This window comes from Solidesulfovibrio carbinolicus (assembly GCF_004135975.1).
Lineage (GTDB): Bacteria > Desulfobacterota > Desulfovibrionia > Desulfovibrionales > Desulfovibrionaceae > Solidesulfovibrio > Solidesulfovibrio carbinolicus.
In genome coordinates this window covers 2,893,565-2,909,063 of sequence record NZ_CP026538.1, presented here as the reverse complement: position 1 = coordinate 2,909,063, position 15,499 = coordinate 2,893,565, and the positions used below count along the sequence as shown (strand labels likewise).

At 64.8% G+C, this 15,499-nt stretch carries 12 protein-coding genes; 11 read left to right on the top strand and 1 reads right to left on the bottom strand.

The annotated features are described in order from the left end of the window. The first annotated feature begins 4 nt into the window (after positions 1 to 4). The 4 genes from C3Y92_RS13035 (at position 5) to C3Y92_RS13020 (ending at position 5,325) form a co-directional block, all read left to right on the top strand. A complete protein-coding gene (locus C3Y92_RS13035; protein ID WP_129353190.1) occupies positions 5 to 1,687 on the top strand; it encodes a class I SAM-dependent methyltransferase in 1,683 nt (560 codons plus the stop codon). Positions 1,688 to 1,753: 66 nt separating this feature from the next. Further along, positions 1,754 to 3,205, top strand: a complete 1,452-nt coding sequence (locus C3Y92_RS13030) for an MFS transporter (protein ID WP_129353188.1) — start codon at positions 1,754 to 1,756, stop codon at positions 3,203 to 3,205. 327 nt (positions 3,206 to 3,532) lie between these two features. Next, positions 3,533 to 4,696, top strand: coding sequence for a DUF3419 family protein (locus C3Y92_RS13025; protein WP_129353186.1), 1,164 nt, complete (start codon positions 3,533 to 3,535; stop codon positions 4,694 to 4,696). After that, positions 4,696 to 5,325 carry a class I SAM-dependent methyltransferase gene (locus tag C3Y92_RS13020; RefSeq protein WP_129353184.1) on the top strand — a complete coding sequence of 210 codons (630 nt, stop codon included), beginning with the start codon at positions 4,696 to 4,698 and terminating at the stop codon, positions 5,323 to 5,325. Before C3Y92_RS13025 ends, C3Y92_RS13020 begins: the two co-directional genes overlap by 1 nt. Positions 5,326 to 5,456: 131 nt before the next feature. On the opposite strand, the gene C3Y92_RS13015 is transcribed toward C3Y92_RS13020, so the two are convergent. Then, positions 5,457 to 6,548: an NAD(P)H-dependent flavin oxidoreductase gene (locus C3Y92_RS13015; RefSeq protein ID WP_129353182.1), complete on the bottom strand. Its 1,092-nt coding sequence runs from the start codon at positions 6,546 to 6,548 to the stop codon at positions 5,457 to 5,459. A 1,313-nt stretch (positions 6,549 to 7,861) separates the two neighbouring features. Between C3Y92_RS13015 and C3Y92_RS13010 the strand changes: the two genes are divergently transcribed. The 7 genes from C3Y92_RS13010 to C3Y92_RS12980 all read left to right on the top strand — a co-directional run bounded on the left by C3Y92_RS13010 (position 7,862) and on the right by C3Y92_RS12980 (position 15,469). Next, positions 7,862 to 8,380, top strand: a complete 519-nt coding sequence (locus tag C3Y92_RS13010; RefSeq protein ID WP_015861444.1) for an NADH-quinone oxidoreductase subunit J family protein — start codon at positions 7,862 to 7,864, stop codon at positions 8,378 to 8,380. After that, positions 8,377 to 8,685 carry an NADH-quinone oxidoreductase subunit NuoK gene (gene nuoK / locus C3Y92_RS13005; protein WP_006917780.1) on the top strand — a complete coding sequence of 103 codons (309 nt, stop codon included), beginning with the start codon at positions 8,377 to 8,379 and terminating at the stop codon, positions 8,683 to 8,685. The genes C3Y92_RS13010 and nuoK overlap by 4 nt, the downstream gene beginning before the upstream one ends. A 3-nt stretch (positions 8,686 to 8,688) precedes the next feature. Further along, positions 8,689 to 10,182 carry a monovalent cation/H+ antiporter subunit D family protein gene (locus C3Y92_RS13000; protein WP_129353180.1) on the top strand — a complete coding sequence of 498 codons (1,494 nt, stop codon included), beginning with the start codon at positions 8,689 to 8,691 and terminating at the stop codon, positions 10,180 to 10,182. A gap of 223 nt (positions 10,183 to 10,405) precedes the next feature. Continuing rightward, a complete protein-coding gene (locus C3Y92_RS12995) occupies positions 10,406 to 10,672 on the top strand; it encodes a hypothetical protein (protein WP_129353178.1) in 267 nt (88 codons plus the stop codon). Next, positions 10,659 to 12,470 (top strand): Na(+)/H(+) antiporter subunit D, encoded by a 1,812-nt coding sequence (locus C3Y92_RS12990; protein WP_129353176.1) that lies wholly within the window; start codon positions 10,659 to 10,661, stop codon positions 12,468 to 12,470. The genes C3Y92_RS12995 and C3Y92_RS12990 overlap by 14 nt, the downstream gene beginning before the upstream one ends. A gap of 24 nt (positions 12,471 to 12,494) precedes the next feature. Continuing rightward, positions 12,495 to 14,069: a complex I subunit 4 family protein gene (locus tag C3Y92_RS12985; RefSeq protein WP_129353174.1), complete on the top strand. Its 1,575-nt coding sequence runs from the start codon at positions 12,495 to 12,497 to the stop codon at positions 14,067 to 14,069. After that, positions 14,066 to 15,469: an NADH-quinone oxidoreductase subunit N gene (locus C3Y92_RS12980; protein ID WP_129353172.1), complete on the top strand. Its 1,404-nt coding sequence runs from the start codon at positions 14,066 to 14,068 to the stop codon at positions 15,467 to 15,469. Before C3Y92_RS12985 ends, C3Y92_RS12980 begins: the two co-directional genes overlap by 4 nt. The last annotated feature ends 30 nt before the right edge of the window (positions 15,470 to 15,499 follow it).

Genomic DNA, 15,499 nt, shown 5'->3' with positions numbered 1-15,499 from the left:
ACCCGTGGCCCACGACGAAAATGACCCCCAGGACCAGCCAAGGGCTTCGGATGACGGGCGGCCCGTGGCCTACAGCGACGGTTCGGAAGCCTGGCTGCTGCGTTTTTTTCGCGACCACCAGGTCAACGAATACGAGCTCTACCCCAAGGACGCGCCCTGGGCCGTGCGCTACCATCTCTCGCCACGCCGCAAGACCCTGCTCTCCTGGCTGGATTTCGGCCCCACCGGCCGCATCCTGGAACTCGGCGCCGGCTGCGGCGCGCTGACCGCCCATCTGGTCAGCCTCCCCCACGCCGTCACCGCCGTGGAGGGCGCGCCGCAGCGGGCCGCCGTCATCAAGGCGCGCCTGCCGGACGCCGCCAATCTGGAAGTGGTCACGGCCAACGCCGTGGGCTTGCCCTATAACGGCTGTTTCGATGTGGTCACGCTCATCGGCGTCCTGGAATACGCCGGGGCCTTCGTGGACGGCCCGGAACCCTACCACAAGCTTCTGACCGAGGCCCGGCGCTATCTCGCCCCGGGCGGCTGCCTGGTGCTGGCCATTGAAAACCGCATGGGCCACAAGTATCTGGCCGGCCTGCCCGAGGACCACACCGGCCGGCCCTACGACGGCTTAAACGGCTACCCCGGCAACCCGGGCGTGCGCACCTTCGACCGGCCAACCCTGGCCGCCATGCTGGCCCGGGCCGGGTTTGCCGCCACACGCTGGCACTACCCGTCCCCGGACTACAAGATGCCCGACAGCGTCCTGTCCGAGCGGGCGCTTGGCCTGCCCGGCTTTGCCGCCCTGCCCCTGCTGGAGCTGCCCACGGCCGATCCCGGCGGCCGGGCCGCACCGGCTTTCGCCGAACGGGCCTTTATGCGCTCGGCCCTGGCCGGGGGCGTGGCCGGCCATTTCATGAATTCCTTTCTCGTCCTGGCCGCACCCAGCCCCGACGCGCCCCTGCTGGCCGCCAACGCGTCCACCCTGGCCGTGGCCGTCAACGCCGACTCCTGCCCGCCGCATTTCCAGACCATGACGCGGTTCGTTGACGACGGCGCGGGCGGCGTCACCGTCACCCGGCGAAACCTCCACGGCCTGCCGCCGGCCGTCTTTGCCGCCGGCCGCCAGAGCGTCAAGCCGTCCGAGCCGTATCGCCTGGGCTACGCCAGCTATCTGGAACTGGCCCTTGACGCCGTGGAAGACGGCGACCCGGTCGGGGCCGGCCGGCTGGTCGCCGAGTGGATGGAGCTGGCCGCCTCCCGGGCCAGGCCGGCCATGCCCGGGGCGGCCGAGGCCTTTGCCGCCTTTTGCCGCGACCATCTGGGCCGGGAGCTTTACCCTGCCGCCATGGCCGGACCGTGGCTGCCCGGCAGCCTGCTCGACGCCCATCCCGGCAACGTCCTGCGCCATCCGGCCACCGGCGACGTGCGCTTTATTGACCTCGAATGGCAGCTCACCTGCCCCATGCCGCTCCAACTGCTCCTGGACCGGGGCGTCAATCTCGTCGGGCAAAAGCTCGCCGCCCATGCCCGGCAACCGGGCGAGGCGGGGCCGGCCGTACTGCCGCCGGCCATGGACCGACTGCTCGCCCGCCATCCCCTCTCCCGGGGCAGCGACCCGGACAGCCTGGCCCGCTTCACCCACTGGCTCTTTGCCGCCGTCACGAGCGGCGCCCTCGACCATCGCCTGCCCACCGCCGGATAATCCGCTTCCCCGCCGCCGCCCGTTGGGGTACACGGCGGCATCGACCAGCCAAGGAAGTCCGTTTTCATGCAAGACCATACCGCCCAAGCCGGCCATGTCCCGACCCCGCGCCCGGCCCTGGCCATGATCGGGGTCAATCTCATGGTGTTCATGGCGACGCTGGACATGAGCATCGTCAACGTGGCCCTGCCCACCCTGACCGAAAGTCTGGCCACGGACTTCGCCACCATCCAGTGGGTCATCTTAAGCTACGTGCTGGTCATCGCCAGCCTGCTGCTCCTGGTGTCCCGCCTGGGCGACATGTACGACAAGAAGCGGATATTTGCCGCCGGGCTCGTGCTTTTCATCGCGGCCTCGCTATGCTGCGGCCTGGCCCCGTCGGTGTCCTGGCTCATCGGCTTTCGGGCCATGCAGGGCATCGGCGCGGCCATGAGCCAGGCGCTGGGCATGGCCATCGTCACCCAGATCGCTCCGCCATCCGGCCGTGGCCGGGCGCTGGGCTTTATCGGCGCCACCGTGGCCATGGGCCTTATGCTCGGCCCGCCCCTGGGCGGCGTGCTTATTGGCCTGCTGGGCTGGCGCGAGCTTTTTCTGCTCAACATCCCCTTGGGGCTGCTGGCCCTTTTCGCCGTCGTCCGCTTCATGCCGGCCCTGCCGCCCCAGCGACGGGGCGAACGCTTCGACCTGCCCGGCGCGGCCATCGCCTGCCTGACCCTGGCCTGCTACTGCCTGGGCATGACCTTCATGCAGCGCCACGGCCCCACCGACGCCGCGGCCTTGATCCTCCTGGCCGCCAGCGCCCTGGGGCTGGCCGTCTTCATCAAGGTGGAGCGTCAAAGCCCGGCCCCCATGCTCGACCTGAGCCTTTTCGCCAACCCGCTCATTTCCCTGCCCCTGGCCATGGCCACCCTGGTCTTCGTCACCGGAGCCAGCGGCTTTATCATGCCGTTTTTCCTGCAAGCCGGCCAAGGTTACAGCGTCACGCAAGTTGGGCTTTTACTCATGATCCTGCCGGCTTCCATGGCCGTGACCGCTCCGGTGTCCGGCAGCCTGGCCGACCGCTACGGCGCGCGGGGCATGAGCCTGCTGGGGCTGGTGGTCCTGACCGGCGGCTGTCTGGCCCTGGGGACGCTCACCGAACTTACGCCGTGGTGGGGCTATCTGCTGCGCACCATGCCGGTGGGGCTTGGCATAGGCATCTTCCAGGCCCCCAACAACACGACCATCATGGGGCAGATGCCGCCGCATCGCCTGGGCGTCGGCTCGGGGCTGGCCAACTACGCCCGGGTGTTCGGCCAATCCACCGGCCTGCCGCTGGTGGCCACGATTTTCTCCGGCATCGTCCACGCCACCGGCTCCATCGCTGATCATGCCGACTTCGCCAGCGCTCCGCCGGCCGCCCTGGCCGCTGGTATCGCCGGGGTGTTCCATGCCCTGGCCGGGCTGCTCTGCGTGGCCATCGCCATGGCCGTATGGGCCTGGAAGATTGAAGACAGGCGTAAGATGAAGGGAAAATAAGAAAAAGAGGGGAAGATGCCTTGCGGCGGCCGGGAGGGGGGTACCCCCTCCCGGACCCTCCCAGCTTGGGGGCGCGTTTGCCGCCAGGAGGAACCTGGCGGCAAACGCGCCCCCAAACTGGAAGCTTCCAGGAAGAGCTAGCAAGATCGTGAATAACTCTCCGGCGAAGCCGCCCCCTTTTTCCCAGATGGGGGGTCCGGGGGCCTCAGGCCCACGGCCGCCGGGCATTTTCTTCTTCCCTCCCTCTTTTTTCACATGGCAATAATGCGACAACGCGTCACGGAAACGTCGTTTGTCGGGGCGGGGCGGCGGCGGTAGACGGCGGGCATGAATCGTACTGTGTCACGGCGTCTGGGCGACGCTTTTTTCCGTTTTGTGCATGGCAACCGCCTTGTCTACAACACCTGCTGGGAAGACCCGCGCCTGGACCGGCGTCTGTTGACGCTTGGGACCGACTCGCGGGTGGTGGTCATCACCTCGGCCGGCGACAACGCCTTGGACTATTTGCTGGACGAGCCGGCCGAGGTCGCCTGCGTGGACCTCAACTTCCGCCAGAACGCCTTGCTGGAGCTCAAGCGGGCGCTTTTCTGCAGGGCATCCTTCAAGGAACTCTTCACCTTTTTCGGCGAAGGCGGCGGGCCGTCCTGTGCCGCGACCTACGCCCGGCTGCGGGGGCATCTTCCAGCCTACGCGGCAGCCTATTGGGACAAGAACATCGCGTATTTCAAGGGCGGCCGGTTGTCGCGCTCCTTTTACCATCACGGCGCGTCCGGGGCGGCGGCCTTTTTGTTCACGCGGCTTTTGGGGCTGCTCAAACCCGGGCTGCGGCGCGAGTTGCCGCGCTTGCTGGCCGCCGGGGATCTGGCCGAGCAGCGCCGGGCATTTGCTGCCGTGGAGCCGATCTTTTGGGATCGCCTCAGCCGTTGGTTGGTGGCCCGGCCGGCGCTCATGGCGCTTTTAGGCGTGCCGCGCCCGCAAATCGCGCTCATCCGCGATTCCCATCCGGGCGGGCTGGAAGGCTTCGTGCGCGAGAAGGTGCGCCGGGTGTTCACCGAAACCGCCATGGCCGAGAACTATTTCTGGCGGGTGTACCTCACCGGCCGCTACGCCCCGGAATGTTGCCCGGAATATTTGAAGGAACAGCATTTCGAGGCAATCCGGGAGCGTCTGGGGCGGCTGACGACCCATACGGACTCGCTTAGCGGCTTTCTGGCCCGTCATCCTGGCCCCTACAGCCATTTCGTGCTGCTGGACCATCAGGACTGGCTGGCCAACCACGATCCGGCCGCCCTGGCCGAGGAGTGGGAGCGCATTTTCGCCGCCGCCGCGCCCGGGGCCAGGGTGCTCATGCGTTCGGCCGGGCTGGACGTCGCGTTTGTGCCCGAGGCGGCCCGGCGGCGGCTGACCTTTTTCCCGGAAGTGACCGAGGCGCTGCACGGCGCCGACCGGGTCGGCACCTATGGCAGCCAGCATCTGGCGGTGGTGGCCTGATGGCGGCGGAAGTTTCGCCCCTGCCCGGGTATTACCGGTTTCACGCCCGCATCTACGACGCCACGCGCTGGAGTTTTCTTTTCGGCCGCGACAGGTTGGTGTGCTTGGCCGCCGAAGCCGTGGCCCGGGACGGCCTGGAGCGGCCGGCGCGGGTGGCCGAGATCGGCTGCGGCACCGGGCGCAATATTCTGGCTCTGTCCCGGGCGCTGCCCGGGGCGTCGTTCACCGGCGTGGACCTGTGCCGGCCCATGGTGGAGCGTGCCCGCCGGGCCGTGTCCCGCACGGCCTGCCCGGTACAGCTGCATTGCGCGGCTTACGGCCCCGACACGTTCGTGCCGGGTTCCCTGGACCTCATCGTCTTTTCCTACGCCCTGACCATGTTCAATCCCGGCTGGGGCGCGGCCCTGGAAGCGGCCCGGGAGCATCTGGCTCCCGGCGGACGCATTGCCGTGGTCGACTTCGACGACACGCCGGCCTCCTGGTTTCGTGCCTGGATGGGCGTCAACCACGTCCGGCTTGACGGCCACCTTGCCCCCGAACTGCAGTCCCGTTTCCGGCCCTGCCGTCATGAGGCGCGGCCGGCCTACGGCGGCCTGTGGCGGTACTTTCTGTTTCTGGGGCGCAAGTAAAAAGGCGCGGCGACCGGTTGTTCGGTCCGCCGCGCCTTTCTCGGTCAAACAGCATCAAGTTCTGTTTGCGTATAGGCCATGCCGCCAGCGCGCGTTTGTTGCTCTGACGCGCTTGAGCAGAGCGCTCGGCCTCAGGCTGGCGAGGCGGCCTCGGCCGCTTCGTAGCCTTCGACCAATTCCTTGAAGAGATCCGCCACCGACATGATGCGGTCCACCCGCCAGGCGTTCTGGCCGGCAAAGGCGAAGCCGTGTCGCAGCCGGCCCTTCTTGGCGTTGGCCAGGGCCAGGGTGATGCAGTAGGGGGCCTGGGTGTAGTCGCAGGTATGGATGCAGCGGTAGGGGCAGCGGGCCGGCGTCTTGGAGCCCTCGGCGGCAAGGTCGAGAAACTCGTTGTGGATGGCCCGGCCGGGCATCCCTACGGGGCTTTTGATGATGACCACGTCTTTTTCCGTGGCCTCGACGTAGCTTTGCTTGAAGCGGTCGTCGGCGTCGCATTCGTGGGTGGCGACGAACCGGGTGCCCATCTGGACGCCGGCCGCGCCAAGCTCGATGAAGCGGCGGATGTCGGCCCCGGTGTACACGCCGCCGGCGGCGATGACCGGAATGGGCGCGCCGTTGGGGGCGGTGTAGGGGGCGACCCCGGCCACCACCTCGCTGACGAGTTTTTCCAGTACGAAATCCGGGTCGTCGATCTGCTCGGCCTTGAATCCCAGATGACCGCCGGCCATGGGGCCCTCGACCACGAAGGCGTCGGGGGTGCGGCCGAAGCGCGACAGCCATTTCTTGCATAATATCACGGCGGCCCGGGCCGAGGACACGATGGGCACGAGCTTGGTGCGCGCGCCTTCGGGCAGGTGTCCCGGCAGGTCCAGCGGCAGGCCGGCCCCGGAAAAGATGGCGTCCACGTTTTCGCAGATGGCGGTTTTGACCAGCTCCGCGAAGTTGGCCATGGCCATCATGATGTTGACGCCGATGGCGCCGCCTGGGGCGGCTTCCTTGGCGGCCCGGATTTCCCTGGCCAGCACCCGGTTGTTGGCTTCGATGTAGTTGGAGCCGAAATCCGGCTCGTTCATGCCGATGCCGGCCGCCGAGATGACGCCGAAGCCCCCGGCCGCGGCCACGGCCGAAGCCAAACCGGAAAGGGAGATGCCTACGCCCATCCCGCCCTGGATGATGGCCCTGGGGATGGTAAGGTCACCGATGGTTAAGGAAGGAAACGACAAAGGGGCTCCGAAGGTTGCGGGTGGAGGCGATAGTGCCTGTCCTTCCTTGGGAAGGGGCTTGGTCCATGGCGTCTCGTCCCGGGCGTTATACCCCGTCGCGGCAAGACGCTTTGTATTTCAATCCTCGCCGACGGACGCACTGCCGCCTACTTCCCGCCCAGGGGAAGGGCAACAGCAAAAACGCCACGCGCCTGGCGGGTGCTCCGAAGCGCCGGGGCCTTGCCCCGGACCGGGGCGATGGTCCCGGTGGTTGGGCCGGGCGCACGGCCGGGCCGGTATTCCGCCGAAGCGCCCCTATACCGTTAGGACAGGCCTTCTGGCAATGAGGTGTTGGGGCCTTTCGCGCTTGTCGTCAGACGTTTTTTTGGTGGAGCCGCCGATTTGCGCCTTGGCGACGTTCTCCAGACGGTGATGGGGCGGCGTCATGACGCGATTTGCTGGGCGCGGTGGTTGGTTGAGGATTTTTTTGGGGCGACCAGGGGATGTTCTGGAGGCGGGCAGGGCGTCGGGTATTTTCTCACGTGCCGCTACGTTTGATTGTGAAGGAATTATCATAGCCCGAACTTTTTGACTTCGCCATTTTGCATCGCATCGTGAAGCAATTCCTGAATCCGCTCGTGGCCGCACCCTGGTCGTGGCAGGAAGATTTTTTTATTAGTACAATTAATTTAGATAATTAACTCTTTGTTTTGGTGTGGTCAGGTCACGAGAAGGGAACTTTTTCCCGGGCTCGTACTGGCGTGTGCCGGAAGTATCTGCTACGATTATGACAAATTATTGTCTCTTGACGACGGCCGAAGTTCGACGATATAAGCAACCCGCCTCGCGTGTTACCGTTCTTTGAAAGCTTCGCACGTCATGCACGGTTGGCTGTTCTTAGAATGGCGTGTGATACAAAGTCAGACAGCATTTTTTGGGTTTACTTGTTATTAAATTTACGCTTTTGCTGGTAGTGTATTACAATGCTGTTGTAATAAGCTTGTAAAATTTGTAAATAGCAATGCAGTGTGAGAGAAAAATCACATGCCACGTTATTTTTTGTAGCGTTTGAACGCATATTTTACTGAATAAATTTTTATTAAAGTCGGATAATGTTCAAATTTTGTACAAATTAAACAAAACAAATTGGTCTGTAAAAATAACATAGCATCGTGTTAGCGTGTTAAAAGCCGTGTTTGATTTTTTAAGTTATATTTTATATATGAATATTGTGCCGTAACATAAGTTAAAGTTCGCAACGTTGACTGGGGGGTGCTCGGTATGGTCAGTTTGAAGAAGTCAAGAAGCCTTACGAGGAGAACAGCGGGGCGCTTATGAATGAAATGTACCTTGGACAGACCGCCTTTGCCTTCTATAGCCTGATCGCCCTTGCCGGCGGCGTTCTCGCCGTGTCCGCGGCAAGTCTCGTTCGGGCCATGCTCGGCCTGGTCGTATCCCTTTTCGGTGTCGCCGGACTCTATCTGCTGCTCCTGGCCGATTTTGTCGCCCTCATGCAGATCCTCATCTACGTCGGGGCCGTCACCGTGCTCATCTTCTTCGCCATCATGCTTACCCGCGCCTCGGCCGACGGCGGCGAAGGCCAGGGGCCGGGGCTGCGCGGCAGCCTGCGCGGCGTGTTCGGGGCGCTGCTCCCGGCCGGCATCCTCGTGCCGTGCCTGGCCGTCTACGGTGTGGCCGGATTCCCCACGCCCAAAAACGTCAGCCCGGCCGAACTCGGCGCCGGACTGCTCGGTCCCTACACCATGGCCTTCGAGCTCATTTCCGTGGTGCTCCTGGCCGCCATGGCCGGCGCGGTGCTGCTGGCCTTTGAAAAGCGAGGAGCCGCCAAATGAATCCGCTTGTCTTCTACCAGACCGTGGCCCTGCTCCTGCTCGGCCTTGGCCTCTACGCCCTGGTCGCCCGGCGGACGCTGGTCGGCATGCTCATCGGCGTGGAGCTGATGCTCAACGGCGCGGGCCTGTCCATCGTGGCCGCCGCCCAGCTGACCTCGGCCGACGCCGTGCTCGGCCAGCTCGGAGCGCTTCTGGTCATGGGACTGGCCGCCGCCGAGGCGACGCTGGTCCTGGCCATTGTCCTGGTTGTTTCCAAACGGTTCGGGGACGCCTCGGCGGACGCCCCCAGCGAACTCAAGGGGTAGTCCATGGCCGCCAGCGTGCATACCGTTGAGAGCGCCCGGGTGCTTGTGCCCCTGGTCATCACCTTCCTGGCTCCACTCGCCCTGTGGCGACTGCGCAAAAACATCAACCTTCGGGAAGGCGTCTCCTTTGCCGCCGCCGCCCTGGCTTTCTTCTCGGTCCTGTCCATGGTGCCGGGCGTCCTGGACGGCGTCATTTGGACCTACCACCTCGTCACCTTCTTCCCCGGCGTATCCATCACTTTCGCCGTGGACGGCCTCTCGCTCATCTTTGCCATCGTGGCCACGTTTTTGTGGTTTTTCGCCACCAGCTACAACATCGGCTACATGCGATCGCTTAATGAGCACGCCCAGACGCGCTACTACTTCTGTTTCGCCGTGGCCATCTTCGGCGCGGTCGGCGTGGCCTTTTCCGGCACCGTGGTCACGCTCTACCTCTTCTATGAGGTCATCACCGTCTTCACCTATCCCCTGGTCGCCCACCATCAGGACGAAGAGGGGTATAAGGGCGCGCGCAAGTACTTGGTGTACCTCATGGGCACTTCCAAGCTGTTCCTGCTGCCGGCCATGATCCTCACCTACGTTCTGTGCGGCACCCTGGACTTCAACCTCGGCGACATCTCGCGCGGCATGTTCCCGCCGGGGGCCGATCCCAAGCTCGTGACCATCACCTACTTCCTGTTCCTCTACGGCCTGGGCAAGGCGGCGCTCATGCCCATCCACAACTGGCTGCCCTCGGCCATGGTCGCGCCCACCCCGGTCTCGGCCCTGCTGCACGCCGTGGCCGTGGTCAAGGCGGGCGTGTTCTCGGTGTCGCGCATCATGTTGTCCTGCTTCGGCGTGGATCTGCTGTCCACCCTGGGTTTGGGACTCATCACCGCCTACCTGGCCGCCTTCACCATCGTCGTGGCTTCCATCATCGCGCTCACCAAAGACGACCTCAAAGCCCGGCTGGCTTATTCCACCGTCAGCCAGCTCTCCTACATCATCATCGGCGTGGCCATGCTCTCGCCCCTGGCCGTCAAGGGCGGGCTGCTCCACATCGCCCACCACGCCTTTGCCAAAATCACGCTCTTTTTCGCCGCCGGCGCGATCTACGTGGCCACCCACCTCAAAAAGATCCCGCTCATGGACGGCATCGGCCGTAAGATGCCGTTCACCTTCGGGGCCTTTGCCGTGGCCGCTTTGTCCATGATCGGCGTGCCGCCGGTGTGCGGCTTCGTCACCAAATGGTATCTGGCCAACGGGGCCGTCAGCATCCACCAATACATCCTGCTGCTGGCGCTGCTCGCCTCCACGCTCTTAAACGCCGGTTACTTCGTGCCGGTGGTCTACCGGGCCTTTTTCCGGCCCCCGGCCGAGGGCGTGGATCATTCCCACTTCAAGGAGGCCCCCATGGTCATGGTGGTCCCCCTTTGCCTGACGGCGCTGATCTCCGTGCTGCTCGGGCTTTTCCCGGGAACCTTCGGCTCGTTCACCGACGTGTTCGGAGGATTCTAGGCAAGCCCCGCCGCGCAATACGCCCGTATCGCGCAGGCCAGGCGCCGAGGCAGGAAGCCCGAAACGGGCGGACGCGCGGCGCGAGAGCAGGGGAGTCGTGGCCATGACCGGCCGTCCGGGAGAAGTTGGGCGGTTGGAGACCTCAGGCAGAAAAGCCGGGGTCGCGTAAAACGAAAGTTGCCGGCGCGGGGAACGCGCCGTTTGGAAAGCAAGGGAGGACGTCATGCGGGAACCGCAACTGCTGGGGAGCTGGCTCGAAGCGGCCAGGGCCAGGGCGGACGCCTGGAAAAAGGCCTTGTTTACAGTGCTCGGGGTGCTTGTGGCCTTGAATCTCTTTATAACGCCCCATCATCCGCATTTTACCGGCGAAGGCCTGCCCGGCTTCTGGGCCGTGTTTTCCCTGGGCGCGGCCATAGCCATGGTCTACGTGCTCAAAAAGATCGTCTACCCCGTGTTGGCGCGTCCGGAGGATGACAATGGCCGGCCTTGATCAGCTCGCGGGGATCCATTTCCTCCATCCCTCCATCGGCTTTTTGGCCCTGGCCCTGGTCATGGCCTTTTTGTCCAACGAACGTTACATGACCTGGCGCTGGCTGCTCCTGGCGCCGCCGGTGCTGGCCATCTTCTCGGTCATGGCCCTGACCTTTGGCGGCGACGGCGCGCGCGAACTGGCCACCCTGCACTACCTCGGCCAGACCCTGTCCTTGGGCCGGGTGGACACGTTGGCCCTGGTTTTCGCCAACGTCTTCGCCATCCAGTCGCTGATCGGCTTCATCTACGCCCTGCACGTGGCCGACCGGGGCCAGCACATGGCCGCCTGCCTCTACATCGCCGGCGGGTTTGGCTGCGTGTTTGCCGGCGACTACGTGACGCTCTTTATCTTCTGGGAAGTCATGAGCATCGGCTCGGTCTTCCTCATCTGGCTGCGCGGCACCCAGGCCGCCACGGCCGCCGGTTTCCGCTACTTCCTGTTCCACATCTTCGGCGGCCTGTTCCTCCTGGCCGGCCTGCTGCTGCGCTACGCGGAACTGGGCACCTTCGCCTTCACCGCCGTCTCCCCTGAGGCCGCGCGCTACTACGACTACATCATCCTCATCGGTTTCCTGGTCAACGCCGCCTGCGTGCCGCTGCACGCCTGGCTGCCCGACGCCTACCCCGAAGCCACGGTCACCGGCGCGGTCTTCATGAGCGCCTTTACCACCAAGACCGCCGTCTACGTCCTGGCCCGGGCCTACGCCGGCTTCGACATCCTGGCCGTGGCCGGCGTGGTCATGTGCCTCTACGGCGTCTTCTACGCGACCATCGAGAACAACGCCCGGCGCATCCTGTCCTACCACATCGTCTCCCAGGTCGGGTACATGGTGTGCGGCATCGGCATCGGCACGGCCATGACCATCGACGGGGCCTGCGCCCACGCCTATGCCCACATCCTCTACAAGGGCCTGCTGTTTATGGGCGCGGGCTGCCTGCTGTACTCGGCCGGCACGGCCAAGCTCACCGAGCTTGGCGGACTGGCTTCCCGGCTGCCGCTCGTCATGATCTGCTACATGGTCGGCGCGGTCTCCATCTCGGGCATGCCGCTTTTTAACGGCTTCGTCTCCAAGACCATGACCATCACCGGCGCGGCCGAGGCCCATCGCACCTGGCTGGCCCTGGGCATGGAGCTGGCCGCCGTGGGCACGTTCCTTTCCGTTGGCATCAAGCTCCCGTACTTCGCCTTCTGGTCCAAGCCGAAAAGCACCGTGGAATTAAAGCCCATCCCCTGGAACATGTACCTGGGCATGGCCGTCTCGTCGCTGTTGTGCCTGGGCACGGGCCTGTTTCCGGAACTGCTCTACGGGATCTTGCCGTACCCCACCGATTACCAGCCCTACACCGCCTGGCACGTGCTCCAGGCCTGTCTGATCCTCGGCTTCACCGGCCTGGGTTTTTATCTGATGCGGGCCATCATTCCGCCCCATGCCAGCCGCAACCTCGACTTCGACATCCTCTACCGCCTCATTGGCCGGTGGTTTGTGAAGCTCGTCAGCGTGCCGGCCGCCGCCATCGACAACATCTGGACCGACGTCTACGAGAAGATCGGACTCAAGGCGCTTATCGAAGCCGGTTTTCTCACCAGCGTGTTTGACGTCAAGGTCATAGACGGCGTCCTGGACGGTTCGGCCAAGGGCGTGCGCGAGGTCGGCGGGGCGACGGTCGCCCGCAGCCAGACCGGACGGTTGCAGGATTATCTGGCCGCCGCCGTGGCCATCGGCCTGGTCGTGTTCGTGGCCGTGTGGCTGCGGTAACGGGCAGGGAAGGGAGCGATACTCATGATGACCCAAAACGGATTCCCGGTGGTGACGGCGCTTATTGTCGTGCCGCTTATCGCCGCCGTGGCGCTGCTTTTTATGCGCCGCGACTGGACGGTGCGGGTGACGACCCTGGCGGTCGGCATCCTCGAATGTCTGCTGTCCTTGCCGCTGTTAGGTTATGTCCCTGACGGAGCGGCCTTCCAGTTCGTGGAAAAGGCCGATTGGCTGCCGGCCCTGGGCATGACCTACCACCTGGGCGTGGACGGCTTAAGTCTCTATATGATCCTCTTGACGGCGCTCATGCTGCCCTTGTGCGTGCTCGGGTCCTGGACCTACATCGCCAAGCGCGTAACCGAGTTCCACGTCTGCCTGCTGCTCATGACCGCCTCGTGCATCGGGGTGTTCGCAGCGCTGGACTTTGTCCTGTTCTACGTCTTCTGGGAGGCCATGCTGGTCCCCATGTACCTGCTCATCGCCGTCTGGGGCGGCCCCCGCCGGCGCTACGCCTCCATCAAGTTCTTCCTCTACACCCTGGCCGGCTCCACCTTGCTCCTGGCCGCCATCGTGGCCTTTAGGCAGGTGGGCGGCACCTTCTCCATCCCCGAACTGATGGAAAAGAGCTACGCCTTCAAGTTCCAGTTCTGGGCTTTCCTGGCCATGGCCCTGGCCTTTGCCATCAAGGTGCCCATGTTTCCGTTCCACACCTGGCTGCCGGCCGCCCACGTCGAGGCCCCGGCCGCCGGCAGCGTGCTCCTGGCCGCCATCCTCTTGAAGATGGGCACCTACGGCTTCCTGCGCTTCTGCTTGCCGCTGACCCCGGCCGCGTCCGAGACCTTCGCGCCGCTGCTCATCGCCGTGTCCATCGCCGGCATCATCTACGGCGGCTGCATTGCGCTGGGGCAGACGGACATCAAAAAGCTCATCGCCTACTCGTCGGTGGGCCACATGGGCTTTGTGACGCTCGGCATCTTCCTGTTCAGCGTCAAGGGCGTGTCCGGCGCCATCCTGCAGATGCTCAACCACGGCATCACCACCGGCGGCCTGTTCATGATGATCGGCCTGCTCTACGAGCGCAGCCACAGCCGGGAGATCGCCGACAACCAGGGGCTGGGCAAGTTCATGCCGGCCTTCATGTTCCTGTTTGGCGTCTTCTCCCTGTCCTCCCTGGCCTTCCCCGGCACCAACAGCTTCGTGGGCGAGGTGCTGGTCCTCATCGGGGCCTTCCAGGGCAATCCCTGGATCGGCTTTGCCGCCGTGCCCGGGGCCATGCTGGCCGCCGCCTACATGCTGCGCCTGCTCCAGCGGGTGACCTGGGGCGAACCGGCCGCTTACAAGCCGTCCTGGGGCGACCTGGGGCTGCGCGAATGGGCGGCCCTGGCTCCCTTGGGCATCCTGGTCTTCTACATCGGTCTGGCCCCGGCCCTGTGCATCAAAACCATCGAGCCCTCCATCACGCGGGTGCTGTCCGTCATGGAGGCCAAGAACACGGCCATGGGACTGACCAAGGACATGTCCATGGCCGAGCGGTTTAACCTGGCTGCGCCCCTGGCCGTGGCCGAGGCCGCCGACGCCGTCTCCAAGGAGCATCCATGAGCATCTTCTCGCTTCTGCCCGAACTGTGGCTTTTGGGTCTGGTGTGCGCCCTTTTTGTCGCCAGCATCAGCGACAAGAAGCAGTCGGTGGCCTCCTGGCTGCCCGCCGCCGCCGGCCTTGGCGTCCTGGCTGCGCTTTTCGCCCTGGGCGAGCGCGGCGAGTTCCTCTACGCCGCCTACAAGCTCGATGGCCTGTCGCAGTTTTTTAAATTGCTCATCGCCTTCGGGTTCGCCGTGGTGACGGGCATCGCCGCCGGCAACAAGGAAGGCAAGGACCTGACCCCGGACTACTTCATGCTCCTGGCCTTGTCGGCCTGGGGGCTGATGCTGCTCGCCTCGTGCGTGGAGCTCATCACCCTCTATCTGGCCCTGGAGCTGTCCTCTTACAGCCTCTATGCCCTGATCCCGCTTCGCGGCCAGGATCGTCGGGCGGCCGAGGCCGGCATCAAGTACATCCTGTTTGGCGCGGCCGTGACCGCCCTGGCGCTTTTCGGCCTGTCCTACATCATCGCGGCCAAGCACACGACCTATCTGTCGGGTCTGGCCGCCACGTCCTGGAGCTTTGCCGACGCGCCCATGGCCGTTATTGGCTTAACACTCTTCCTGGCCGGCTTCTTCTACAAGCTGGCCCTGTTCCCGTTCCACTTCTGGTGCCCGGACGTCTATCAGGGCGCGAAAAACGAAACCGCCGCCTACGTGGCCACCATCCCCAAGCTCGGGGCCGTGGTGGTGCTGATGCGGCTGGCCGCCTTCGTGGCCCCGCATCTTGAGGTCACCACCATCCTGGCCATCCTCGGCGCGGTGTCCATGACCGCCGGCAACCTGGCCGCCCTGGTCCAGCGCGACCTGAAGCGCTTGCTCGGTTTCTCCTCGGTGGCCCACGCCGGCTACGTGATGCTCGGCCTTGCCGCCGGCTCGGCCGCCGGCATGTCGGCCGCCGCCTTCTACAGCCTGGCCTACATCCTCATGAACCTGGCCGCCTTCTACGTCGTGTGCGCCATCGCCAAAAACGACGAGAACCCCAGTCTCGACGACCTCGACGGCCTGTACAAGCGCGCCCCGGCCCTGGCCATGATCCTGGCCGTGGCCGCCTTCTCCCTGGTGGGGCTGCCGCCCACCGCCGGTTTCGCCGGCAAGCTGTTTTTGCTCTCGGCCGCCTGGGACCAGGGCTACCACTGGCTGGTCATCGTGGCCGTGCTCAATACGGCCATCTCCATCTACTACTACCTGAGCATGGTGCGCCATGCCTACACCGGTGAATCCGACGCGCCGGCCATTGTCTGGCCGCGCGGCTACCTGATCTTTGGCGGGGCCTTGGCCGTGCTGGTGCTGCTGCTCGGCATCCTGCCCGCGCCCATGTACGACTTGGCCGCCCAGGCGGCCGGGCAGCTGCATCCGTAACCGTGCGTCCCAACGCCTAGAGACACGGTT

Coding starts and splice junctions, on each gene's coding strand:
- C3Y92_RS13030 (WP_129353188.1), top strand. CDS start 1,754: ATGCAAGACCATACCGCCCAAGCCGGCCATGTCCCGACCCCGCGCCCG.
- C3Y92_RS13025 (WP_129353186.1), top strand. CDS start 3,533: ATGAATCGTACTGTGTCACGGCGTCTGGGCGACGCTTTTTTCCGTTTT.
- C3Y92_RS13020 (WP_129353184.1), top strand. CDS start 4,696: ATGGCGGCGGAAGTTTCGCCCCTGCCCGGGTATTACCGGTTTCACGCC.
- C3Y92_RS13010 (WP_015861444.1), top strand. CDS start 7,862: ATGAATGAAATGTACCTTGGACAGACCGCCTTTGCCTTCTATAGCCTG.
- nuoK (WP_006917780.1), top strand. CDS start 8,377: ATGAATCCGCTTGTCTTCTACCAGACCGTGGCCCTGCTCCTGCTCGGC.
- C3Y92_RS13000 (WP_129353180.1), top strand. CDS start 8,689: ATGGCCGCCAGCGTGCATACCGTTGAGAGCGCCCGGGTGCTTGTGCCC.
- C3Y92_RS12995 (WP_129353178.1), top strand. CDS start 10,406: ATGCGGGAACCGCAACTGCTGGGGAGCTGGCTCGAAGCGGCCAGGGCC.
- C3Y92_RS12990 (WP_129353176.1), top strand. CDS start 10,659: ATGGCCGGCCTTGATCAGCTCGCGGGGATCCATTTCCTCCATCCCTCC.
- C3Y92_RS12985 (WP_129353174.1), top strand. CDS start 12,495: ATGATGACCCAAAACGGATTCCCGGTGGTGACGGCGCTTATTGTCGTG.
- C3Y92_RS12980 (WP_129353172.1), top strand. CDS start 14,066: ATGAGCATCTTCTCGCTTCTGCCCGAACTGTGGCTTTTGGGTCTGGTG.